General features: G+C 63.6%; 19 protein-coding genes and 1 other RNA gene. 6 read left to right on the forward strand and 14 right to left on the reverse strand.

Going from position 1 to position 22,929, the window contains the following annotated elements:
• Window positions 1–222: 222 nt before the first annotated feature.
• Window positions 223–2,508 carry a serine hydrolase gene (locus tag KF708_17215; protein MBX3414430.1) on the forward strand — a complete coding sequence of 762 codons (2,286 nt, stop codon included), beginning with the start codon at window positions 223–225 and terminating at the stop codon, window positions 2,506–2,508.
• Between the two features lie 378 nt (window positions 2,509–2,886).
• On the opposite strand, the gene KF708_17220 is transcribed toward KF708_17215, so the two are convergent.
• Window positions 2,887–3,360 (reverse strand): hypothetical protein, encoded by a 474-nt coding sequence (locus tag KF708_17220; GenBank protein ID MBX3414431.1) that lies wholly within the window; start codon window positions 3,358–3,360, stop codon window positions 2,887–2,889.
• A gap of 450 nt (window positions 3,361–3,810) precedes the next feature.
• Between KF708_17220 and queG the strand changes: the two genes are divergently transcribed.
• Window positions 3,811–4,944, forward strand: a complete 1,134-nt coding sequence (queG, locus tag KF708_17225) for a tRNA epoxyqueuosine(34) reductase QueG (protein ID MBX3414432.1) — start codon at window positions 3,811–3,813, stop codon at window positions 4,942–4,944.
• 116 nt (window positions 4,945–5,060) lie between these two features.
• Here the strand turns inward: queG and KF708_17230 are convergent, their stop codons facing one another.
• The 3 genes from KF708_17230 to KF708_17240 form a co-directional block, all read right to left on the reverse strand.
• Window positions 5,061–6,410: a twin-arginine translocation signal domain-containing protein gene (locus KF708_17230; protein MBX3414433.1), complete on the reverse strand. Its 1,350-nt coding sequence runs from the start codon at window positions 6,408–6,410 to the stop codon at window positions 5,061–5,063.
• Window positions 6,411–6,568: 158 nt separating this feature from the next.
• Window positions 6,569–8,305, reverse strand: a complete 1,737-nt coding sequence (locus tag KF708_17235) for an acyl--CoA ligase (GenBank protein MBX3414434.1) — start codon at window positions 8,303–8,305, stop codon at window positions 6,569–6,571.
• Window positions 8,302–10,053, reverse strand: a complete 1,752-nt coding sequence (locus KF708_17240; protein ID MBX3414435.1) for an acyl-CoA dehydrogenase family protein — start codon at window positions 10,051–10,053, stop codon at window positions 8,302–8,304. The genes KF708_17235 and KF708_17240 overlap by 4 nt, the downstream gene beginning before the upstream one ends.
• A 382-nt stretch (window positions 10,054–10,435) precedes the next feature.
• Between KF708_17240 and rnpB the strand changes: the two genes are divergently transcribed.
• Window positions 10,436–10,878: RNase P RNA component class A (rnpB, locus tag KF708_17245), an RNA gene on the forward strand.
• 116 nt (window positions 10,879–10,994) lie between these two features.
• Here rnpB and KF708_17250 read toward each other — a convergent pair.
• On the reverse strand, window positions 10,995–11,387 hold the full coding sequence (locus KF708_17250; protein ID MBX3414436.1) for a toxin-antitoxin system HicB family antitoxin: 393 nt from the start codon (window positions 11,385–11,387) through the stop codon (window positions 10,995–10,997).
• Window positions 11,388–11,748: 361 nt separating this feature from the next.
• The gene (locus tag KF708_17255; protein ID MBX3414437.1) at window positions 11,749–12,027 is read right to left on the reverse strand and encodes a hypothetical protein; all 279 of its coding nucleotides are present in this window, start codon (window positions 12,025–12,027) and stop codon (window positions 11,749–11,751) included.
• A 302-nt stretch (window positions 12,028–12,329) separates the two neighbouring features.
• Here KF708_17255 and KF708_17260 point away from each other — a divergent pair, with 302 nt between their 5' ends.
• Both KF708_17260 and KF708_17265 read left to right on the forward strand, forming a co-directional pair.
• Window positions 12,330–12,833, forward strand: a complete 504-nt coding sequence (locus tag KF708_17260; protein MBX3414438.1) for a thioredoxin family protein — start codon at window positions 12,330–12,332, stop codon at window positions 12,831–12,833.
• Between the two features lie 55 nt (window positions 12,834–12,888).
• Window positions 12,889–13,446 carry a DUF255 domain-containing protein gene (locus tag KF708_17265; protein MBX3414439.1) on the forward strand — a complete coding sequence of 186 codons (558 nt, stop codon included), beginning with the start codon at window positions 12,889–12,891 and terminating at the stop codon, window positions 13,444–13,446.
• 37 nt (window positions 13,447–13,483) lie between these two features.
• Here KF708_17265 and KF708_17270 read toward each other — a convergent pair whose 3' ends face one another.
• On the reverse strand, window positions 13,484–15,004 hold the full coding sequence (locus KF708_17270; GenBank protein ID MBX3414440.1) for a carotenoid oxygenase family protein: 1,521 nt from the start codon (window positions 15,002–15,004) through the stop codon (window positions 13,484–13,486).
• Window positions 15,005–15,142: 138 nt separating this feature from the next.
• Window positions 15,143–16,708 carry a DUF2029 domain-containing protein gene (locus KF708_17275; protein ID MBX3414441.1) on the reverse strand — a complete coding sequence of 522 codons (1,566 nt, stop codon included), beginning with the start codon at window positions 16,706–16,708 and terminating at the stop codon, window positions 15,143–15,145.
• A 216-nt stretch (window positions 16,709–16,924) separates the two neighbouring features.
• Between KF708_17275 and KF708_17280 the strand changes: the two genes are divergently transcribed.
• Window positions 16,925–18,019 carry an HD domain-containing protein gene (locus tag KF708_17280; GenBank protein ID MBX3414442.1) on the forward strand — a complete coding sequence of 365 codons (1,095 nt, stop codon included), beginning with the start codon at window positions 16,925–16,927 and terminating at the stop codon, window positions 18,017–18,019.
• Between the two features lie 214 nt (window positions 18,020–18,233).
• On the opposite strand, the gene KF708_17285 is transcribed toward KF708_17280, so the two are convergent.
• The 6 genes from KF708_17285 to KF708_17310 all read right to left on the reverse strand — a co-directional run bounded on the left by KF708_17285 (window position 18,234) and on the right by KF708_17310 (window position 22,766).
• A complete protein-coding gene (locus KF708_17285; protein MBX3414443.1) occupies window positions 18,234–19,451 on the reverse strand; it encodes a hypothetical protein in 1,218 nt (405 codons plus the stop codon).
• Window positions 19,452–19,578: 127 nt separating this feature from the next.
• Window positions 19,579–20,526 (reverse strand): lactate/malate dehydrogenase family protein, encoded by a 948-nt coding sequence (locus KF708_17290; protein ID MBX3414444.1) that lies wholly within the window; start codon window positions 20,524–20,526, stop codon window positions 19,579–19,581.
• 78 nt (window positions 20,527–20,604) lie between these two features.
• On the reverse strand, window positions 20,605–21,480 hold the full coding sequence (locus KF708_17295; GenBank protein MBX3414445.1) for a class II aldolase/adducin family protein: 876 nt from the start codon (window positions 21,478–21,480) through the stop codon (window positions 20,605–20,607).
• Window positions 21,477–21,794 (reverse strand): carbon dioxide concentrating mechanism protein CcmL, encoded by a 318-nt coding sequence (locus tag KF708_17300; GenBank protein MBX3414446.1) that lies wholly within the window; start codon window positions 21,792–21,794, stop codon window positions 21,477–21,479. Before KF708_17300 ends, KF708_17295 begins: the two co-directional genes overlap by 4 nt.
• 1 nt (window position 21,795) lies before the next feature.
• On the reverse strand, window positions 21,796–22,509 hold the full coding sequence (locus tag KF708_17305; GenBank protein ID MBX3414447.1) for a hypothetical protein: 714 nt from the start codon (window positions 22,507–22,509) through the stop codon (window positions 21,796–21,798).
• Window positions 22,506–22,766, reverse strand: coding sequence for a EutN/CcmL family microcompartment protein (locus KF708_17310; GenBank protein MBX3414448.1), 261 nt, complete (start codon window positions 22,764–22,766; stop codon window positions 22,506–22,508). Before KF708_17310 ends, KF708_17305 begins: the two co-directional genes overlap by 4 nt.
• Window positions 22,767–22,929 lie beyond the last annotated feature (163 nt).

The following is a 22,929-nucleotide window of genomic DNA, read 5'->3' on the forward strand; positions in this document are numbered from 1 at the left end:
GTTGCCAGCGACCAACGTCTGTCCTTGCGGTAGGCCCCTCGCACGCAGGATGTTTTCGCGACCGCCGCGCCGCTGGCGAACGGCGGCAGTAGGCCTGTCGGCGTTTCCCGCGTCGCGCGCCTCCCCTTCGAGCGAGACGCCATGCCTGTGCTGCGCGCGTTTCCGACCCTCTCTGTGCTCGCGATGTCATGCTTTGTTCTCCCGCTGGCGAGGGCAGATGCGATGAAAATCGGTCCCGACTCGCGCTATGCCGCCGTGGCCGAGTCGCTTCGTAAAGTCATTCGGAGCGAGATTGCCGCGCATCAGATTCCCGGCTTTGCCATTGCGCTGGTCGATGGCGAGCACACCGTCTGGGCCGAAGGGTTCGGCCATGCCGATCTCGCCCGATCGCGTCCGGCCGGCGCCGACACGCTCTTCCGCGTGGGCTCCGTTTCAAAGGTGTTCACCGCGATGGCCGTGATGCAACTGGTCGAGGCGGGCAAGCTCGACCTCGACGCGCCCGTCACGAAGTACCTGCCCGACTTTCATCCACAGAATCCCTTCGACCAGCCGATCACGTTGCGGCAACTCATGTCGCATCGCAGCGGGCTGGTCCGCGAGCCACCGGTCGGCAGCTACTTCGATGCCAGCGAACCCTCGGTCGAGGAGGCGATCGCCAGTCTGAACGACACCGAGCTCGTCTACGAACCGACGAAACGTACCAAGTACTCGAACGCGGGGGTGACGGTCGTGGGTCGCGTGGTCGAGGTCGTCTGTGGCCGCCCGCTCGACGAGTACGTGCGCGAGGAGATCCTGGCGCCGCTGGCGGCGCGCGATACGACATTTGCTCCCGGCGAGGCGTTGCGCCCGCGCATCGCCGAAGCGGCGATGTGGACCTACGACGGGCGCGTGTTTCCTGCGCCGACGTTCGAACTGGCGACCACGGCGGCAGGCAATCTCTATTCGACGGCGATCGATCAGGCGAGGTTTCTCGAGCTGTTTTTCGCCGGCGGCAGGGGAGGGGACCGCCAGGTGCTGCAAGCCGAGACGCTGCGACAGATGTGGCAGCCGCAGTTCCCCGACGCCGAGGGGCGTGGCGATTTCGGACTGGGCTTCGCGCTGGCGCGGTTCGAGGGGCACGAGCGCGTGCGGCATGGCGGCGCCGTGTACGGTTTTTCGACCGAGCTGACCGCGCTCACTGACGTGAAGCTTGGTGTCGCGGCGATGGCCTCGATGGACGTGTCGAATGCCATCGTGAATCGCATTGCCGACCATGCCCTGCGGCTGATGCTGGCCGTGCGCGAGGGTAAGCCGCTTCCCACGTGGGAGGCAACCGGTCCGATCCCGCCGGAACGCGCGAAACGCCTGGCCGGCTCTTTCCGCGGATCGAAGCAAGCGGTCGAGCTGTTCGAGCTCGCCGGCAAGCTTTACCTGTGGCACGGCAGTTCACGCGGCGAGTTGCGACAACGCGGCGACGGCAAGCTGGTGGTCGACGACCGCCACGAGCAGGGGACCGTGCTCGAACCGTTGGGCGAAGATCGACTGAAGATCGGCGACGAAACGCTTGCACGCGTGCAGACCGACGCTCCGCCATCGGCGCCGCCCGAGCGCTGGAAGGGGCTGATCGGCGAATACGGCCCCGATCACAACACGCTTTACGTTCTCGAGCGCAACGGCAAGCTGCACGCGCTGATCGAGTGGATCTTCTGCTACGAGCTCGAGGAGCTCGACGAGAACACGTTCGCCTTTCCGAACGAGGGTTTGTACCACGGCGAAAGGATCGTCTTCACGCGCGATGACGAGGGGCGCACGACGAGAGCCGTGGCCGCGGGGGTCGCGTTCGAGCGGCGCGAGACGGGGCCGCCGCCGGGCGAGACCTTCAAGGTCGAGCCGGTGGTTTCGGTCGAATCGCTCCGCCCCCAAGCAGCGGCTGCATCACCGCCACGCGAAGAGGGAGACTTTCTCGCCGCCGACCTGGTGGAGCTCGCCGGCCTGGATCCGACGATCAAGTACGACATCCGCTACGCGACGACGAACAATTTTCTGGGGTCGGTGTTTTACCAGCAGGCCCGGGCGATGATGCAGCGTCCCGCGGCCGAGGCGCTTGTGCGAGCGAACCAATCGCTCGCGCCGCTCGGTTATGGACTGCTGATTCACGACGCGTATCGCCCCTGGGCAGTGACGCGCATGTTCTGGGATGCGACGCCGGAAGCGATGCGGCATTTCGTCGCCAATCCGGCGAAGGGCTCGCGCCACAACCGTGGTTGCGCGGTCGACCTGACGCTTTACACTTTGGCCGATGGTCAACCGGTGGAGATGGTCGGGGGTTACGACGAGTTCTCGATGCGCTCGTACCCGAGCTATCCCGGCGGCACCTCGCGGCAGCGCTGGCAGCGCGAGCTATTGCGCCGCGCGATCGAAGCACAGGGCTTCAACGTCTACGAATTCGAGTGGTGGCACTTCGACTTTGGCGACTGGCAGCGTTATCCGATCTTGAACCAGCCCTTCGAGGAGATCCCGCGTTCTTAGTCCCTGCTTTTTTTAACGCAAAGACGCGAAGACGCAGAGAATTATTGCTGTCCGCGCGGCTAAAGAGCCTCGTTCAGGAATGATGCTACCACGTTTTCCGGGCTTCCGTTGGGCGCCCTAGGATCATTGGCTGCGCGGAGCGGAGTAAGAGTTTGAGACCGATCTCACAGGAGCAGTCGATTTGTTTACCACAACGGCACGACGACACGACGTAGGGTGCAAAGAGTCTCTCTCTCGCTGATCCTTGCGCCTTTGCGTCTCTGCGTTAAAAGACTCTTCGTGTGAGCTTCTTTTGTTCGATAGCAAAAAAAAAATGCCCACTCGGTCGGAACCAAGTGGGCATTCGCGGAACTCTATTCTGTGACGAACTCGGCAGCGTCAGTTCGTGGCCGAGGGGTAGATCACCTTCGGCTTGCGGACTTCGACCGCGACTGGCGTGCTCGATTCGGTCTCTTCCGACTGCACGAGTGCCTGGTCGACGTACGGGTTGCGGATCCGCAGCGGTTCGACGCGGGCCGTGTTTTCGGTCTTGGCTACCGACGGTTTGTTTCGTTGGACGTGCGGATTGACGACCGTGAGGGGCTCGGGGGCGGAATACTCTGGCGTCAGCACACCGGGCGGATAGGCGTAAGGGCTCCAGCCGTAGGTCCGCGCCACGGGGTAGCTGTAGTAGACGGGCGGGTGCCGAGAAAAGTACGGGATGTAGTCCTGGCCGTAGATGCTGTATTGCAGGCCGGGATAGAAGCCAAAGCCGCCACAGGGCCAGCCGGCTTGCGATTCGCGCGGGACGAAAGACAGGGCCGCCACGGCCAGCGTCAGGCAGAATAGAACACGCAGGGGGAGCGATCTCATCGCAGTGACCTCTAACAAGTGCAGGAGGGCCGTCGGTGGCTCGTGATTTCAGGCCCGGCGGGGTCGAAGTTCTCGGGCCAGTGATCCAGCGTAATTGCGCATCTGCCGGGTACAAGACCTAGGGGATTCTGCCGACGAAACGGGGGTTTTCGGCTCATTTTCCGCTGGGGAATCGCGGGGGGCCGTTTCGGCATCTTCCGAATCCTCGAGCTCGGGCAGAGGATAGGGCTCGCTTGTCCCAGGCAAGGCGGGGAGCGTTTGCGAGATTTCGCCCAACTCCGCGGGGGCGATGCGCGGACCGCAACCCACCACGACCGCGAGCAGCACGGACAACATTCCCCAAACGCGACCAGACGTTTTCATGCGCGAGTCTCTCTTTGAGCGTGGGCGGCAGTGCCGCGGATTCTAGCCTGATTGAACTCGTTCGACCTCGCGCGGACAATAGGTCTCATGCCGGACGATGCCCCCGAGACGCTTACCGAGGAATTGAAAGCCGAAGCCGCGCGGCTGGGGTTTCAGATGGCGGGCGCCTGCCCGGCGGTCACGCCCGTGGGCATTTCGCGGTTGGGCGAATGGCTGACGGCGGGCTTCGCCGGCGAGATGCACTACATTGCCGAGCGCCGTGCGGCCTACGAACATCCGCGGCACGTCCTCGACGGCGCGCGGAGCATCGTCGTGTTGGCGATGAACTATCGCCCGCCCGAGCCGGCCGCCATCGAACGCGGCGCGGGACGCGTGGCCCGTTACGCTCGAGGGCGTGACTATCACGATGTGATTCACGAGCGCTTGAAGCGACTGGCCGCCTGGCTGGTGGCGCGGCGGCCGGGGGCGCGGGTGCGGGGCGTGGTCGATTCGGCGCCCCTCATGGAGCGCGAGTTCGCCCAGTTGGCGGGGCTCGGCTGGATCGGCAAGAACACGCTCTTGCTCAACAAGCGGTTGGGAAGTTGGTTCTTTCTGGCGGCCTTGCTGACCGATCTCGAGTTGACTTATGACGACGCCCACGAGAAGGATCATTGCGGTACGTGCCGGGCGTGCCTCGATGCCTGTCCGACCGATGCGTTCGTCGATGCGTACCAGCTCGATGCGCGGCGCTGCATCAGTTATCTGACGATCGAGCTGCGTTCGCCTATTCCGGTGGAACTGCGCGAGGGAATCGGCGATTGGCTCTTCGGCTGCGACATCTGCCAGGAGGTTTGCCCCTGGAATCGCGAGGCGCCGCTGGCGGAAGAAGTAGAGTTTGCACCACTACCGTATCTGAATCCGGTTGATGCGGCGAAGCTGTTTGAACTGGACGAGGGGACATTTCGAGAGCGTTTTCGCCACTCGCCGTTGTGGCGTGCGAAGCGACGCGGACTGCTGCGCAACGCCGCGATCGTGCTGGGGAATTCCAAGAATGACGGCGCGATCCCAGTTCTCGTGCGCGGGTTGAATGATGAAGAGCCGCTCGTGCGCGCGGCCAGTGCCTGGGCATTAAGGCAATACACAGGCGAGGAAGCAATCGCGGCGCTGATAGCACGTCAGGCAATCGAAACGGATGCAGACGTGCTCGCCGAGATACAGGGTGTCGTGCCTGCACCACCATAAGTGGGCGGGCAGGCGTGGTGTGGTCGCCGTCGTGGTTCATATTCGGATGGTTACGGATTGATGAACCACAACGGCACGAAGAATTTTAATCTTCTCGTCTCCGTTCGAGCCTTTTATCAGGCCTTCGCTGGTGGCGCCATGCCGCGCGGTTCCGGCATGTCTTCGGTGATGAGCTTCCAACTGGCTCCCATCTCGCGCATGGCGCGGTAGTCGCGCGGCTGGTAGGCGATGTCGAGCTGCGGCGTGTCGATCGGCACGCCCCCCTGGTAGCGCGAGTCCATCTCGGCGTCGAGAATGCCGGTGACCAGCAGCGTACGCTCGACAGGGTAGGGCGTTTGGCCTTCGCGAAAGAAGGTTTGAATGGCGTGGGAAAGGGCCTTGAACAGGTTGCGGTTCTGCCACGGGCCGACATAGAACGCCGTGGCGACCGGTTTTGCTTTTCCCTTCAGCTTGGCGGCGAAATTCCAGCGCGTGCTGCTGTCGCCCACCTTGAGGGCGATGGCGCGAAGCCCGTCGCGATAGGTGACGAGCACGCCGTGGGGCGCGCCGCTGCCGAGCTTTTGCGAATCGCACAGTTCCTTGACCGGCGGCAGGTCGGGCCCCAGTTCGGCGGCCATGGCGCGATCGGCCAGGTCGCGCGACCAGAGTCCTGCGTCGGCCGCCTTCCAGAGGGCGTCGCCGGTGAGGAACTGCACCTGCTTCACGCCCGACTCGCCGCCGCGGCGCGACTCGATCATCGACTGCAAGACCTCGAGCGCATGGAAGTCGTACGATTCGACGCCGCCGCCGTGAATCGAGACTGCCGCTTCGTACTGGGCGTCGGCAGGCATCTCGAGCGGCGGCTTTCGTTCGGCCAGGGGGACGGAGCTGCCAGCCATGAGCGGAAAGCCCAGCTCGCGCGAGGTGTCGTACATCTCGCGCGCCCAATCGAAGCGATAACTGAGATGCTTGTCGCTGAAGACCGGCACGGCGCGGTCGCTGTTGCGAAACACGGCCACGATCTCGTCGAAGAACCGCTTGCGCGGATACATGTGCTGGCCTTTTTCGTTGTGCGGATAGCTGCCGTGCTCGCCGATCGACAGCACGGCGTCGACCGCCAGCTTGTCGCTCCCCAGGGTGATCGCTTCGCCGATCGTTTCGAAGATCGGGATGTTGTATTGCTTCGACACGTCGCGGGACATTTCACCGTCGGGGAATTGATCGACGTACATGCTGACGATCTCGACGCCCGGATCGGTTGGCTGGCCGTTGAACAGATAAGGCTGCACGCAATTCTCGAGGATCACATGCGCGTGGCTGCGGTAGCTGAACTCGGTGAGCACGACGCCCACCTTGGGGCGGGCTGACGCTGCAGCGAATGCGGGACGCATGAATGAGGGAGCGATGGCGCCCGCCGCGCCGGCGGCGAGGGCGCCTTGTAAGAAACGACGGCGATTCAACGCGTCACGATGCGAGAGCGAATTCATCGGCTGCTCCCAATGAGAAGTGGCACAAGCTGTCTAGTCTGTGCTTAAAGCTTGATTGATTTCCAGCACAGGCTGGCAACCTGTGCCACTTTATTCCTTGCGCCTTTGCTTCTTGGCGTCTTGGCGTTAAATCCTTTGTCAGGTACGGAGTACCTGACCTACTTATCCCACTGGCCGGCGGCGCGAAGTTGTTCGACTTCGGCCAGGGCTCGTTCTTTCAGGCCGACGTAGTCTGTCTTGGCCGAACGATTCAGGGGCAACTCGCCGGGGCCCAGCATAACGTAGTGCGAAGGGCGCATGTAGCCGGCGATTTCCTTGGCGTGCTGATCGAGCAGGTCTTGAGAGAGGCTTGCGCCGGGCTTCATCTCGACGAAGAGCACGATCGCCTCGCTGTAGATCTCGTGCGGCACGCCCACCGCTCCGCAGGCCGAAACGTGCGACGTGAGCATGGCGAAGTGGTTCTCGACCTGCGCCGGGTGTACCTGGTAGCCCTTGGGCTTGATGACCAGCTTCGAGCGGCCGGAGAAAATCAGTCCACGTTCGGTCTTGGCCCCCAGGTCGCCCGTGTAGCAGACGCCGTCGGTGCTGACGGTGCGGCGGTAGGCCTCGTCGTCGTTCACGTACGAGATGAAGACCTGCGGGCCCGTGAAGCAGATTTCTCCCACTTCGCCGTCGGGCAGTTCCGGTCCCGCGCTGCCATCGGGATTCATGGGGGCGCGGATTGAGAGGGGCGTCACCGGCATGTCGTAGCCGACGCCGGCGAGGAGATCGTCGATCGAACCGTCGAGCGGCGTATAGGTGACGAAGCCGGCCATCTCGGTCAAGCCGAGCCCGCCGCCACAACGAGGGGCCATCTGTTGCAACTGCTCGAGAAATTGCCGCGTCACCTGCTGTCCACCGAACAGGGCGAAACGCAACGACGAGAGATCGAACTCGCGATAGTTCGGCAAACGCCACTGCATGGCGAACATGGCGGGGATCTGGCCGAAGCAATCGACACGATGCTTCTCGATGGCGCGGAGCGATTTTTCGGCGTCGAACATGTGCAGGATCACCGCCGTTCCGCCGGAGAACAACGTCGTCATCAACTGCTCGGCCTGGCAGCCCACGTGCGAAGGGGGCAGGTTGACCAGCATGCGCGGGTTGTCGGTCATGTCGAACCCGCCCGCGAGACACATGTTCTGGCAAGTGATGTTGCGGTGCGAGAGGAGGGCCGGCTTAGGCATGCCGGTCGAGCCGGTGGTGTAGATCACCTGCGCGCCGTCGGTCTCTTGAATCGATCCGTTCACTTCCTGGTAGAGTTGCCAGAGGGGCGAATGGCTGGGGTTGGCCGTTACCTGGCGTGCGAGCTCCAGCGCATCGGCGCCAAGCTGCAGCGCCGAGATGGCTCCTTCGATTTGCTTGCCGGATGGGACGAACTGGATGAAGTGCTCGATGTAGGGGCACGCCTCTTGAATGGCGCGCCCGAGCTGCGAGAAGTCGGCGACGGGCGTCTTGCCGAGAAAGACGAAGCCGCGCGGCTTGATCAAATCGAGCGAACGCGCGACCTCGGGCGCCTTCAGGCGCAGGTCGAGTGGCGCGTGGATCACCCCGATGCGGAAGCAGGCATACTCGAGAAAAATATGCTCGGCCAACAACGGCAGCGAGGTGGCGAGAAAGTCCCCCTTGCGAAAGCCGAGCTCGAGCAGCTTGAGCGCGAGCGCCCCGGTGAGCTGATGAAACTGCGCGTAGCTGCACTCGCGGCCGGTGTCGTGCTCGACGAGGGCGATTTTGTCGGGCGTTTCGCGGGCCCACTTGGCGATGACGCCGTGCAGCAGGTGCCGATCGGCGAAATCCTGTTCGTAATGTTCCAGCGTGTATTGAGCGACACCATGACGTTTCGAAACCGGCATCATCGAGCGAGCGCACCTTTCGGACGAGCGGAAACAGATTCAGTGGCAGACGTTTCAAGCGGTTCGTCGAGCGCCAAGGCCCGGGCCGCGGCGCGGTGGGCATCGTCGGCGTCGAGGATCGGCGCCAGCGACTGGCGGCACCACCAGCGTGCGGCCAGCAGGTCGCGGCGTTCGTTCTTCTCGGCCAGCGACCAGGCCGCATGTTCAATCAAGAGCGACGCCATATAGGTCCGCGCCAGGCTATAGGCAAAGCCGCGGGCACTCGCCTGCACGCAGTCGAGCCCCTCGGACAGTGCCCGCGGCAGATGGCCGCGAATGTCGTCGAGCGCGCGGCGCACGGTGGCGACTTCCTCGTTCAGCTCTGGCGCGGCGCTGCGTTCAACGCGGCGCACGATGTCTTCGAGGAAGGGCCCCAGGGCGTCGTCGCGCTCGATGGCCCGCAGCACGTCGAGGCTCAAGACGTTCGTCGTTCCTTCCCAGATCGGCGTGACCTGCGTATCGCGCAAGAGTCGCGGCAGGCCGGTGTCTTCGATATAGCCCGCGCCGCCGAAGAGTTCGAGAATCTCGCTGGTGACGGCGACGCTTTGCTTGGCCGTGTAGAGCTTGGCCAACGGCGTGAGCAGCCGCAGCACGGCGGTTTCGTGCGCCGTGGCTTCGCCACACTCTTCGCGTCCCAGCAGCTCGACCGCTTTGAAGACCAGGTGCAATCCCGCGGCGAACTCGACTTCGAGCCCCGCCAGGGTCTCGAGGTGGAGGGGTTGTTTGGCGAGTGGCTTGCCGAACGCGATGCGGCGTTGGGCATAGTCTCGCGCCAGGGCAATCCCGCGCCGCATGGTCGAGACTGAGCTGACGGCGTTGTAGACGCGCGTCACGTTCATCAACACGGCGATGTTGGGCACGCCGCGTCCTTGCGCGCCGACGAGCCGCGCCGGAGTGCCGTCGAGGGTCAGCTCGGCGGTGGGCACCGCCTTGGTGCCGAGCTTGTCCTTCAAGCGGTGCAGGGCAATCTTGTTGAGCCGGCCGGCCGCGTCGCGCGTCTCGAGATAGAAGAGGGACAGCCCGCGGCTACCATCCACCTGGCTGCCATCGGGGGAAACAACGCGGGCCAGCGTCATCGCCATCTGCGACGTCGTGGCCGAGGTAAACCATTTCACGCCGTGCAGCGTGTAGTGGTGGCCTGCGTGCCGGGCGAGCGTTTCGCTCTGCGAGACGTCGGAGCCGCCGGTGCGTTCGGTCATCCACTGACCCGAGGTCCAGAATTTCTCTGGATCGCGGCTGGTGAGTCGCGAATAGGGGCCGGACTTCAGTTCGGCGTCGCCGTGGACCTCGATCAGCCGCGCGGCGCCGTCGGTCATGGCCAAGGGGCAGGTGTAGACCGCCGACGAGGGGCTGAACAAGTAGAGCTTGGCGAACTGGTGCAGTCGCGACGCGGCGCCGTGACGCCGCTCGTAGCCGATCGCGACCAAACCTTCTTCGGCCGAGATGCGTTCTAGTTGTTTCCAGCCATGCGAGACGTCGATCCGGTCGATACGATGTCCCCAGGGATCGTAGGGGACCAGTTGCGGCGGATGCGTGTTCGCGTCGTCGGCGAGCTCGGCGATGTCTTTCAGCACGCGGGCGCCGAAACGCCGCAAGTCTGCTTCGATCTCCGAGCGATCGGCCGCCGGAACGCTGCGTTGCAAGATCGCGCGCAGCAGGCGGTCCTCTTCGAACTGATTGCCCAACTGGGGCGGGTCTTGAAAGAAGTTCACGGCGCGCTCCCGAACAGTGTTTCCCCTAACAGCCCGTTGAAAGATGCCCTCGTGGCATTTTTCAACCTCGCCAAGTGCGGAGCAAAGCTCCGCACGGCTCGCAAAATAACGACTTACGTCGCTATTTTGTCATCGCATCCCTGCGATGTCGCAGTCCGTTGAGTTTTTCAACGGACTGCTAAAGGCCGATCCGGCGGCGCCATTGTAACGCGCCCGGATAGGCCAGGCCGAGACGCGAGGCAGCCGAAGCGTGGTCGAGGTGGGACTGGGGTAGAGGAAGGAAAGTGGCACAGGCCTCCGGCCTGTGGAGGGCCGTGGTTGAACTCTCGCCTCCAGCCTCTCGCCCTCGGCGGCTAGCGTCTATATTGTTGAATAGGGATTCGGAGTGGACCGGGTGGCCGCTGGCCGGCGCGGCGATGCGCTTCGCGCATCGGCGTGTCGACGAGAGGCAAAGTCCGGGCTCCGCAGGACAGGGTGGTGGGTAACGCCCACCGGCCGCGAGGCCAGGGAAAGTGCAGCAGAAAGCAGACCGCCTCGCGCGGAGCGATCCGCGCGCGGTAAGGGTGAAACGGTGAGGTAAGAGCTCACCAGCAGGCCGGGTGACCGGTCTGGCTAGGCAAACCCCACCCGGAGCAAGGCCAAACAGGGAGCAGTGGGTCACCCCGAACTTCCGTGTTCGGGGTGACCCCACGGGGTTGTCCGGTCCGTGGACTCCCGGGTAGGCCGCTGGAGGCGTCGAGCAATCGGCGTCCTAGAGAAATGGCCACCGCTTGCTCGGCTCTGCCGAGGCAAGACCAGAACCCGGCTTACAGGTCCACTCCGAATCCCTCTTGTTTCTCTCCCTGGCCGACCCCGCACCCGGGGACGCACCTCGCTTGTGGCTGCGACCGAATCGAACGCGGCGAGACTCCTCGCGGGTGGAGTCCGTCTCGCGCGGCGACTCAGGCCTCGATCATGATCAACTCGGCGTCGATCACTTGCAGCAGCTTGGCGATGCACAGGCGGTTCATGCTCGTGCGACGCTCGTGCGCCTCGGCGCGAAGCGAATCGTGCAGGCTCTTCGGCAGGCGGACCGTGATGACCTTGGTCGGCTCGTTGGCGCCGGCCTTCACGCTGCTGCGATCGCGGAGCCGGGCCAGCATGGCCTGGATCTGCGCGTACTCGTCGGTCTGTTCGAACGCGGCCATTTCCTCGGCCCCCGGGAAGGCCTGGCGGACGACGCCCTGGAGTCCCAACACCTCGCGGAAGAAGGTCACCCAATCGGGCGCCTGATAGAAGAGTTCCTGAGCTACGTTGAAGACTTCCTGTCGCTTGTCGGACATCAGGTCGGACATGATCGAATCCTTTCTCACTACTGGTCAGAAAAAAGTAGAGTGGCTGTCCGGCCACGGCGGCCAGACTTTCGCTCCGATTGTGCCTTCAAGTCAAGAGCGCGCTGGATCTGATTGTCTAGCTAGCACTTACGTCACTGCATGCAGGCTGCATGAAGTGCAGGCATGGCTGCCCAAAAACGGGCATGGGTGGCTGTGCCTAAGAAGTGGGCAGAGGCGTTTTTCCCATTGGCCAAAGTGTCCTGTCCGGCAAGGGGGCTCGCGCGTCAAGTTGGGCACTTGAGATATGACCCGGGGAAGAAATTCTTGCCGGGGATGAATCTTGCGGGTCGCGTCAAGCAGCCAGGCTTCAGGTGGTGATGGACTAGAGGGTCACCACCAAGTAGGACAAGACAGCCACCGAAGCGAGGACCGCCACCCCGAGCAGCCGGCTGCGGGGGAGGATGTAGGCGTCGATGTCGACGCGGCGATCGAGACATTCCAACGCGCGACTCGAGTCGACCCAGCGGTCGGTTTGTCCGGCCAGCTTCTGGAACAGCCGCGGACTGACGACGGCGAGCAGCCCGAGCGCCCCGGCGAAGGCCAGTAGTCCCAGCGCGATCGGTTCCCAGGCGATCTGGACGGCGACGAATAGTCCTGGCATCGGTTCGTACCTCGCGGCTCTCGGTGACTGGGACCAGATCGGGGCGGCTCGTCGAGCGCTCCATCGAAAACCTAGTTCGCCGGCCGGGGGAGTCAAACTCGGCGCTGCCGACCTGGCGGGGTCGAAGCGGTTGTGTGGCCTCGCTTGACCGTAGTTCGAGGATCGATGGAGAATCACCGCCGAGGGCTTCGCTCGCCGGCGCTTGCGCGGCGGCGGTAAGCCATCCTTGGGGCAGGTGGGGGACCGCGATTCCCGGTCCAACCAACTTTTCCATGTTTTCCTCTGAGCAAGGACCCATGAACATGCTTCGGACCCGAATCGGTCGTTTCGCGCCCCTGAGTCTGTTGGCCCTGTGCAGCCTGGGCATCGTCGGGTGCGGCGAGTGCGCGCGAGAGGCCGAGGTCGAGGTAGGGGCCGCCGTGGCAGACCCCGCCGCCTGGAATCATCACACCCAAGGATTGACGTTCTCGTTCGGCTACGAGCATGGCCTGGAAAAGGCGAAGGCCGAACACAAGCCGGTCATGTTCTTTGTGACGGCGACGTGGTGCGGGCCCTGCAAGCAACTGGCGAACGAAAGCTTCAGCGATCCCGAGATCCGCGAGATGCTCGACAAGTTCGTGCTCGTCATCGTCAACTACGATACGGAGCATGCCGCGGTGAAGGCGCTGGGAGCCGAGGAGACGGGCGTGCCGCGCATCATCTTCGAATCGCCAGAGGGCAAGAAGCTGGCGGTGGCCGAAGGCTATATGCCGGCGCCGGAGTTCAAGGCAGTGGTCCAGCACGCGCTCGACCGGCTCGACGGCTGAACTGTGTTTAACGCGAGTACGGACGCCGCGCTGCAATAATTAGAAGGAGCTAACAGTGTCGCCACATGTGGTCGTATCGTGGCGTCCGTCGTCGTTGCTGCTGCTTGGTCTGCTCTCTGCTGGCATCGGCTGCTCGAGACAGGAGCCTGGCGCCGCAGAACTCGAGACGAAGTCGCCTGCGCGCACGCTGACGGACTGGGGCGAGCACACGCAGGGGCTCAACTTCGTCGTCGGCTACCACGCCGGGATGGCGAAAGCGCGAGGGTTGAACAAACCTGCCCTGCTGTTTGTCACCGAGTCGCCCTGCGGTTGGAGCAAACGCCTGGCCAGCGAGAACTTCAACGATCCGCAATTCCGTGACATCCTCGATCATTTCGTCTTGGTGATCGTCGATCGCCATCGCGAACGTGACGTGGCGGACCGATTGGGTGCCACGCAGTCGCCTTTCATCGCCATCGACATGCCAATGCCCCGACGACGTCCTCGTCCTATCCCGATCATTAAGCACTATATGCCGCGACCGGAGTTCGAGCGGTCGTTTTGGAAGGTGTTCGAGCGCTTGGGCATCGACTTTACCGTACTACCCGTTAGCCCCGGCGTCTCTCCCGCGTAGGGACCGAGGGGATGTTTTCGCGTGTCCGCCTGATTGGCTACACCGTACCGCGTTGCTGGTCGAACTTGTCGGCGCCGACCCACGTGCCGTGGAAGCCGTAGGGGACGCGCGTCGGCAGCTTGACGCGGGCCAGCGGCTCGGCGGTGAAGTCTTGGGCGTCGACGACCACCAGCTCGCTCTTTTGTTCTGCCTCGTCGTAGACGAAGGTGACGAGCCAGCCGTCGTCCTCGCCGTTTGCCTCGGGACGTGCCACGAAGACCGGTTCACCTCCCTTGCGACCCGGTCCGTGCGGATGACGCACCGAGGCGCCGCTGGTGTGGTCGTACTTCACGAGTCCGCCGGTGGGTAGATCCATGGCATAGCCGAATTGTGCCGGCCGCCCCAGCAGCTTGTCGTTGAGACGTGGGAAATCGACGGCCAGGTCGTCGAGCGCTTCTTCGCGTGTCTCGCCCGACTTCAGATTGAAGCGCCAGCGGTAGAGCGCCGTGGGGATGTTGAGCGGATCCCCCTCGATCGTTTTCGGAGGGGGCATCTTCACGACGTCGGGATAATCGCTCAGCCGGCAGGCCAGCAGGACGACGTCGTCCCCTTCTTCGTAGGCGTTGAGCGTGTGGAAGACGAAACAGCCGGGCGAATCGAACCAGCGGATTTCCTTGGCGCGGCCATGACGGGGGAGCACGCCGAAACGGCTTCCTCGCTCGGGCTCGTACGCCAGCAGCGGTTCGCCCCGCGCCTGGCGCCGCAGATCGAACGTCACGGGCAGGTCCATGAAGATCGAATAGTTCTCGGTGACGGCGAAGTCGTGCATCATCACCGGCTTGGTCAACCGCACGCCGACCGTGTTCGACAGCTCGCCCGCCGCGTTCACCACGTTGTATTGCAGCAGCGGCGCGAGGGCGGAGTAGCCGAAGAACATCATCTCGCCCGTCGCGGCGTCCACCTTCGGGTGCGCGGTGAAGGGATGCTTCAACTTGCCGCTGTACTTGTACGCGCCGATGGTGTCGAGATCGGGGACGCGGACGGCGTACGGTTCGCCCCCTTCCCACAGGGCGAGGAGTCGGCCGTCGTGCCAGACGAGCGCCGTGTTCGCGGCATTCTTGAAGAGGGGCTGCCCGGAGGCGAGCTTCTTGATATCGGGGGGATCGGCCAGTCCGCCCCACAGCGCGCGGCCGGCGGCGCGTTCTGCTTCGAAGCCCGCCGTACGCACCCAACGATTGCGGTAGCTGGCCTTGTCGTCGGCGAGGCGCACGCCGTGCAGCATGCCGTCGCCGTCGAACCAGTGGTAGTTGCCCGGCGGCGCGAATTGCGGATTCGGACCGGTGCGGACGTACATGCCCAAGAGATCCTTCGGCAGCTTGCCGATGACGGGCAGATCCAGGGCCGTGATCTCTTCTTGCACCGGCGCGAAGTTGCCCTGCAGGAAAGGACTCTCGGGCCACGCGGGTTCGGCGGGTAGCGGCTCGCCGAAGCAGTAGGGCAGGCCTTCGCCCGTCGTGACGAGGCAGCCTGCCATGGCCGATAGGCGTAGAAAATCGCGGCGCGAGAAACGCGTGGACATGGAAACGACTCCGTCGTGCGACGACTTGAAGAGCGATAAAACGATAAGAGGTAGAGCGCACGAAGCGATCGGACAGGGGCAAGTATCGACTGTCGCGCCGCGTGTCGCAAGCGGAGATTCTTTCGTCGCAGGCTCGCATCAGTGCGCGAGATCGCACGCCTCTTCTTGGAACGTGATCGACGAAGAGGCAACACGTCGCGGAGGGGGGTTGAAGTGTTCGACCGAGACGCTCAGCGAGAGCCAGAAGATGCGTGCCAGGCAGACGACGCGCGCGGCCTGGATCGTCCAGCCGAGCCACGTAGGAGGGTAGTTGATGCCCGTCAGGCCGATCAACCAGGGGTGACCTGCCTGCACCAACAAGGCCGCGACCAGGAAAGTGTGCCGCACGCGCAGGCCCGCTTCGCCCGGCACCAGCAGCACCAGGGGAAACAACCAGATGAAGAACTGCGGACTCAGAACTTTGCCCGTCAGCATGAAGCCCGCCGTCAACGCGAGCACGTAGGTGGGCAAGAGAGCGGCGGCGTACTCGGGCATGCCGTGACGCACCGCATCCTTCACGCGCGAGGCGTAGGTGGCGATCACGATCAGTGGCAGAACAACCGAGGCAAACGTGGAGAGCAGTAGCGCGCCAGCGACGAACGGCCCGGTGATTTCACGGGCGCCGAAACGCATGCCAGCGTCATAGTGGGCGAATCCCAGCTTCTCGAGCAGCGTGAGGGCGATGCCCCAGGTCGAATCGGCTTGCAATCCTCGCTCCGCGTGAAAGCGGAACGTGTCGAGGAACGTCTGTCCCCCCAGCCATAAGAAGGGAACATTGATTACCGCCAGTGTCACGCAGAACGCGAGAAGTGAGCCTGCGAGTTGACGATTCGCGGCCGACTTGTCTGCCGATTGCCCGGTGGCGCGTGCCGGCAACAGGTATGAGAGCAGGAACAGTGGCAGCAGCAGGATCGGAAAGATCTTGGCGCTCGTGGCCGCGGCGAGAGCAACCGCCGCCGTGCGTGGCCGCCCGGTCAATTGCGCTGCGATAGCCGCCATGACGAGCAGTGACACTAGCGCGTCGAACTGCGTCAGTAGCAGAATGCCGAACGCAAGTTGAAAACACACGCCATACAGCAGCGCGAGGACCATTCGGCGGCGCTTCGACTCAGGGTCGGTTTCGTGGCGAGCGGCGAGCCACGCCGCCAGGTAGAGTGCGCCGACGAGACAGAGAGACATCTCGATGGCGAACAGCACGCCATACTCGGCGAGTGAATCGACCCAAGGACGGGGCAGGAGCATGACCGCCAGCGCCACCGGCGGATATTCGACCTGCATGTCTCGGTAGGGGAGGCGGTAAGCGGCCTCGTCGCGCGGGGCGAACATCGATTCGAAGCCAGGCACCTCGCCATGCTTCACTTGCAGGTATTCATAGTCGACCGGCTGCCCCAGTACGAGGTTGGCGTACTCGTAGTACAGCACCTCGTCGTAGCCCTGATGGTAGAAGGTTCGCAGTGGCAGGAGCCAGCGATTCACCTCGGCGCCGAGTTTCCCCTCGACGAGTCGCGGGCGAATGTCATCGTGCCAGATGTGGCCGTGGTAACCGCTATTGAGCCAGATGCAGCCGACGAACAGATTCGCCCCGAGCCAGAAGGGGACGCTGGCGAAGAGCTTCGCCAGCAGCGTACGACGCGCAGGGCGCGACAACGGGGGGCGGTAGTCCATGGGAAGAAACCGTGAAGTTTCGCGAAGTTTTCCTCGTCGCAAGTGTAGCTTTCGGTGGTGCGCGCCGTGGGGGGCTGAAAACAGGCATTTCGTGCGTGGCCCTGTACCTGGCAGGTGAACGGATTAGGATTGAAGGGAGCGAGACGACCGGCCTATAATCTCGCCGCCCCACGCCACCGCGCCGCATTGATGGCTTTCTCTCGGCGCACGAGGCCCATGTCGCACGAACGCATCCGCAGGCAGGTTGCCTACGAAGCTGCCCGGCTCATGCTCCGCCGGCACGAGTCGGAGTTGACCCGTGCCAAGACGCGGGCCGCGCAGAGCATTACGCGCGGCTGGCAACATCCCGACGATCTGCCCACCGATCGCGAGATCCGGGACGAGCTCGAGCTGATGGCCGAGCGGCAGCATGCCGATGGCGCGGACGACGATCGGCGTTTGTTGAGTCTCGACGCCTTGAGGTTGATGCGCCGGTTGAAGGCCTTTCGGCCCGTGCTGGTGGGACGGCTCTTGTCCGCTCTCGAAATCGATTTTTCTATGACGGGGGTAGTCGTCGGCTGGATTCATGTCTTTGCCGAGTCTGCCCGCGAAGTGCTGGCGATGCTTGCGGACGACGGTGTGCGCTTTCGCGCCGTCGATGAGCCGGAACGAGATGCGATGCGTTTATCGCTCGACGCGCCGGCCGGCTTCGAGGTGCTGGTACACGGCGACGAGACGTCGGTCTTTGCCAGTGGCGATGGCCTGACGTTGCACGGTTGGGCCGATCTGGTGGAGTTCGAGCATCTGCTTGTCGAGCGATATGCCGACATCACGTTGGGGGCGGAGCTGCTCGAGCCGGTGCCTGAGGATCGCTTCGAGGTCTATCGCATGCTGCTCGCACCACTCGAGCACGTGAAGCAAAGCCCGAAGCGACATCCGGAAGGGGACGCCCTTTGCCATAGCTTGCAGGTTTTCGACCTGGCACGTGGTCACTTGCCCTATGACGAAGAATTCCTGCTCGCGGCGTTGTTGCACGACGTGGGCAAGGGAATCGATCGCCACGATCACATCCGCGCGGCGCTCGCCGCCCTGGGGGATGCGATCACGCCACGCACGGCCTGGCTCATCGAGCATCACGCGGACGCAACCGCCCTGCGTGAAGGGAAGCTCGGTGCTCGTTCGCGTCGGCGACTCGAGGCGGACGAATCGTTTGAAGAGCTGATGCTGCTGGCGCGCTGTGACCGCGAAGGACGCCGGCGGAAGGTCGAAGTGCCGGAACTCGACGAGGCGATCGACTATCTGCGCGAGCTGGCCGAGATCTGCGGTGAGTGAGCGGCACGTCGTGTCGTCGTGGTCATGCAAACGAAGGTGAACCACCGTTGCGCGAGACCACGCGGTCCCAGGTCCTCTTGTCGCTGCGCGACACCGACCATCTTGCGACTTGTGCTTGTTTCGAAAGGAACGCTTCTAGCGCAAGATGATCGGTGCTACCCGCTAGCAACATCACAATCCGACGCGTCAGCGAGGACCGGTTCGATCTTCGACACTACCCAAAGATGCGATCGCGGCGGGCTTTGTTGTAGGCCAGCTTCTCGGCCTGCGTCATCTGGGCGAAGTTTGGCTTGTCCGGCGTCGAAGGGGCCACGCCAGCAGTGGTCGGGCGCGAGGCAACCGTCTTTGCCGGCTGCTTCGAGGTCGGAATTCCCGTCGGCAGCGAGACCGACGACGAGCCGCCGTAGCTCATGACATTGGTTTGCAGCGTGAGGTCGTCTGCGAGCGAGCGCTGCGGCTTGATGCTCAGCTTTTCAAGCACGCCGTGGTAGGCGCGAACCGCTTCTTCCGGTTCGATCTCGCCGTCGGCGAGCAGACGCAGGAACTGCACGAAGGCGAGCTGGCACTCGGCGTTGTTGATCTTGCGTCCGAAGAGGGCCACGCGGGCGCCATAGCGGCGTGCTTCGGCCAGCAGCTTGAAGGCGTCGTAGGTCGTGCCCGATCCACCGCCGAGGATGCCCACGACCAGATGCGGATCGTAGGCACAAAGCTCTTCGAGTGCTTTCGGACCGTGGTAGACGATCTTCAAGAACTGCGGACGCCCCGTCTGCGAGACGCCGGCCAGCGCTCGGGCGATACAGTCGTTGACGAAAGAGGGGATCTGCTCGGCAGATAGCCCTTCGGGAGAGTTCGGATCAAAGACTTCGAGGAAATGCCGAAAGCCTTTTTGTTCTGCCTCGATTCGGAAGCGGCGGTATTCTTCGAGCGAGCGGAGATCTTCGTCCAACCGGTTGTTGAACGTCATGCTGTAGAGGCCCAGGTTCGCTCCACGCTGGCGTTCGTGCGGGGCGCAATCGACCTTGCCGCACTGGATGTGGTCGATGGTAGCGGTGCGGAAGGGCTGCGAGGGTTGCTCGAGGTACTTCGCACCGCGCAAGACGAAGATGTCGCTCGTGTCGTTGGCCCGGGCGGCTGGTGTGACCGCGCTGTCGTCGAACAGGCGCTCGCCGATCGAGAGGACGTCGTTCGTGCTGGCCGACATGAGCATGATGTCGACATAACCTTGTCGCACGATCTGACGAATCTGCTCGCGATACTCGGCCAACGTGCGGAGTCGTACCTCGCCGGCATGCATTTCGGGCGAATGCCCCGGCGCGCCGATACCGAAGGCCATGTCGGCATCCTTGGCATCGGCCAGAATGAACTCGCGGCAGCCGGAAGGATCGGCGTGAATGGCGGCAAGCTTGCGATCGAGCGATTTTTCTACCGGCATGATATTCGTTTCGTCCGTGTCATCGTTTTCCGTCAGTCTCGAAGCTCCCCGCATGCCTACCCAGCTAGCGCTGTGAAGGCATGGCACACTGTCCGGCTTTTTCTACCGGCATCTCTATCACTTCCTGCTACTTATGGGTCGCACCCACGCGCGAGAGGACGGTGTCGGTCGTTTGACGGAGTACGCCCGCGCTGGTGCGCAGGGCCTGGAGTTCCTTGGGCCACAGCTCCGGCTCGACCGTACCGAGTACCCCCTGGCGTCCCACGATCGTCGGCACCGAGAGGGCGACGTTGCGAATGCCGTACGCGCCGCGCTGCACGCTCGAGACGGGCAGCACGCGGCGGCGATCGAGGGCGATCGATTCGATGACCTCGCGAATGGCGATGCCGACGGCGAAGCCCGCGCCCCCCTTGCGCTTGATGACCTCGGCGCCGGAGCCCTTGGTGCGCGTGAAGAGTTCGGTGGCCAGGTGGGGCGTCCAGCCGGGGTACTTGTCGAGGGGTAGACTGGCGGCCGTGGCGCTCGACCAGATCGGCACCATGCTGTCGCCGTGCTCACCCAGGATCAGGGCCGAGACCTGCGTCGGCGGCAGCGTCAGCTTTTCGGCAATCAGGCTGCGAAAGCGGATCGTGTCGAGCTGCGTGCCCAGGCCGATCACTTGCGACGAAGGCAGGTTCAATCGATCGGCGGCCAGGTAGGTCAGCACGTCGACGGGGTTCGAAACAACGACGACGATGGCATCTTGCCTATGACCGACCTTTTGGATCTCGCCCAGGATGCCGAGGAAGAGATCGACGTTGCGATTGATGAGATCCAAGCGGCTTTCGTCGGGCTTGCGCCGCAGGCCGGCGGTGATGCAGATCACGTCGCTGTCGGGGATCTCGTCGTAGCCGTCGGCCGTGATGGTTTGATCAGCGACGAGCGTCGCGCCGTGCAACAGGTCGAGGGCCTGTCCCGCGGCCAACTCCGCATTCACGTCGAGCAGCGCCAAATGTCGTACGACGGCGCCCATTTGCAGGGCGAAGGCGGTCGAAGAGCCGACGAGACCGCCGCCGCCGATGATACTGACTTTCATGCGGGAATCTTTCTCTTTGCGACTACGCGACTTGGCGTGAGTCTTTTCTGATCTCTGTCAGGTACGGGGGTACCTGACCTACTTTTGCGCGAGCGCTTCGAGCACGCGGGTGGTGATTGCCTGCACGAGCGCTTCTTGATCGATGCCGGCGGGTAGCGATGCTACGGCGGCACTGGTCGCCGCGGCGGTCGCCTTCCGCATCACTGGGGGAGCGTCGAAGGCACGCTGCTCGATGCCGGCTTCCTTCCAGCTCTCGCGGAAGACGTCGTTCGCACAGATGTCGCAGTTCTGCATATCTTCGTTGAAGCGGGCGTCGGCGAAACCGAGACGCGACTTCAGATCCAGCAGTTCGCGAGTTTCGCCTTCGGTGAAGTAGTTCACGCGGCCCAATTGTTTCGCCAAGAGCAGCATGCGGCAGTAGGCGTCGAGGATCTCGGTCCACCAGTAGGCCTGCTCGACCGACGTGCCGTAGCTGATCGTGCCGTGGTTGGCCAGGATCATCACGTTCGTCTTCTTGGCGAAGGGCAAGACCGTGTCGGCGAACTTCTGCGTGCCGGGGGTTTCGTACTTCGCGATGGGGATGTCGCCGAGGAACACCTCGACCTCGGGCAGCACGCACTGCGGGATCGGCTCGCGGGCAATGGCGAAGGCCGTGGCATGGGGCGGATGGCAGTGGACGACGCTCTTCACGTCGGGCCGTTCGCGCATGATCGCCAGGTGGAGCAGGATCTCGCTCGTGCGCTTGCGGCGGCCCGAGAGTTGCTTGCCATCGAGATCGACCGTGCAGAGATCCTCGGGGGTCATGAACCCCTTGCAGATCATCGTCGGCGAGCAGACGACTTCGTTCTCGCCGATGCGATAGCTGATGTTGCCGTCGTTGGCGGCGGCAAAGCCCTTCTGATACAGCCGGCGGCCGATCTCGCAGATGTCTTTCTTGATTTGATAAACGTTCATGCGCGTGACTTTCGATTTCCTTTCCTGGTCGGCGGCTCGAGATCGATGGTGTCGAGGATGGCCGCGTTGTAAGCGTCGATCGGTTTGCCTGCGGGGTCGAAGGGTTGGGCAGCCTCGCGTCCTTCGCTGATGGCGATCAAGCTGCCGTTGCCGGCGCCGAGGTCGTCGTACACGACGATCGGCTCGGCCCGCTGGCCGGGCTCGCCCCGGAGATTGTCGAGCGTGAGGGGCACTGCCAGACGCAAGCTTCCACCCACGAGGAGCGGGTGGGCACGATTGAGCGTGACGGTGCCGATGACTTCGCCAATTCGCATTTCAGACCAAGCGTTGCTTGACTCCTTCTCCGAGCGAGTGACCTGCTGGCGCCGTCGTGGCGACGACGATCTGTCTCAGCTCGAACAGGCTTTTTCCTTTTGGCTCGATGACGAACAAGTTCGCGGCGAGCGAGGCTCGAGCTTGTCGCGCCAGGTTCGCCGACCGTGCCAGCACGGCCCGCACGCCCGAGGTTCGGTTCGCCAGGCAGAGGGCCGCATCGGCGGCATCGGTGAAGAGCACGCCGATCGCGCCGCCACGCGCGACTTGATCGACGATTTCGTCCACCACACCTACCAGACCGACTCGAGACACTTGCTGTACTTCTTCCTTCAGCCCTGCCAGCAGACCGGTTGGCTCATCGTTCGTTTCTGCCACGCCGACGACCCTACGCAAGCCTAGCTGCGCCGGGGGCTTTCGCGGCGCCTGCCGTACGAGCGAAATGCCGCGATCCCACAACAGATCGCGTGTGGCGGGCGTGACGATCGCCGTGGCCGGCACGACCACCGCGCGTTTGTTCGTCAGACGATCGACGATCGTGGCTACGCTCACCACACGTTCGTGCAGCACAAGTCGCTCGCCGTTGTCGTTTGGTTCCTCTGCTTTCACCGCCGGGGCCTGTTTCTCCGCGGCACCATTCCCCTGTAGGCGGGCGAGCACGTCGCGCACGATTCGTTCGATTTCGCTTTCGTTTGGCAGTCCTTGCACGTGGCTCATGGATCGACGATTCCCTGCACGCTCCAGCGGACCGGCGTTCGGTCGTCCCCTAGGATCTTGGCCGCTTCGGGACCGTCGCTGGTGAGCATGACCATCGCGCCGCGGCCGGCGCCGAGCGTGTCGATCACGAGCACCGGATCTTCGTCGGGCGTGACGCCGTCGGTCTGGTAACGCTGCACGATGAGCAGCTTCGCGCCGTTCATCGACGCGTGCTTCACCGTGGAGGTTGCCGTTCCGACGACTCGCCCGAGGTTCATGGCTTGTTCTCTTGCCGTCTGTGTTGCTTGGCGACTTTGGGTCGAATCCTTCGCTCTCCCTCGCTTACGCTTCGGGTTGGGATTCTTGTAGGTCAGGTACGCCGTACCTGACAACCTATCGAGTTAGCAACATCGAACATTGTCAGGTACGGCGTACCTGACC

It is taken from the genome of Pirellulales bacterium (assembly GCA_019636335.1).
Classification (GTDB): domain Bacteria; phylum Planctomycetota; class Planctomycetia; order Pirellulales; family JAEUIK01; genus JAHBXR01.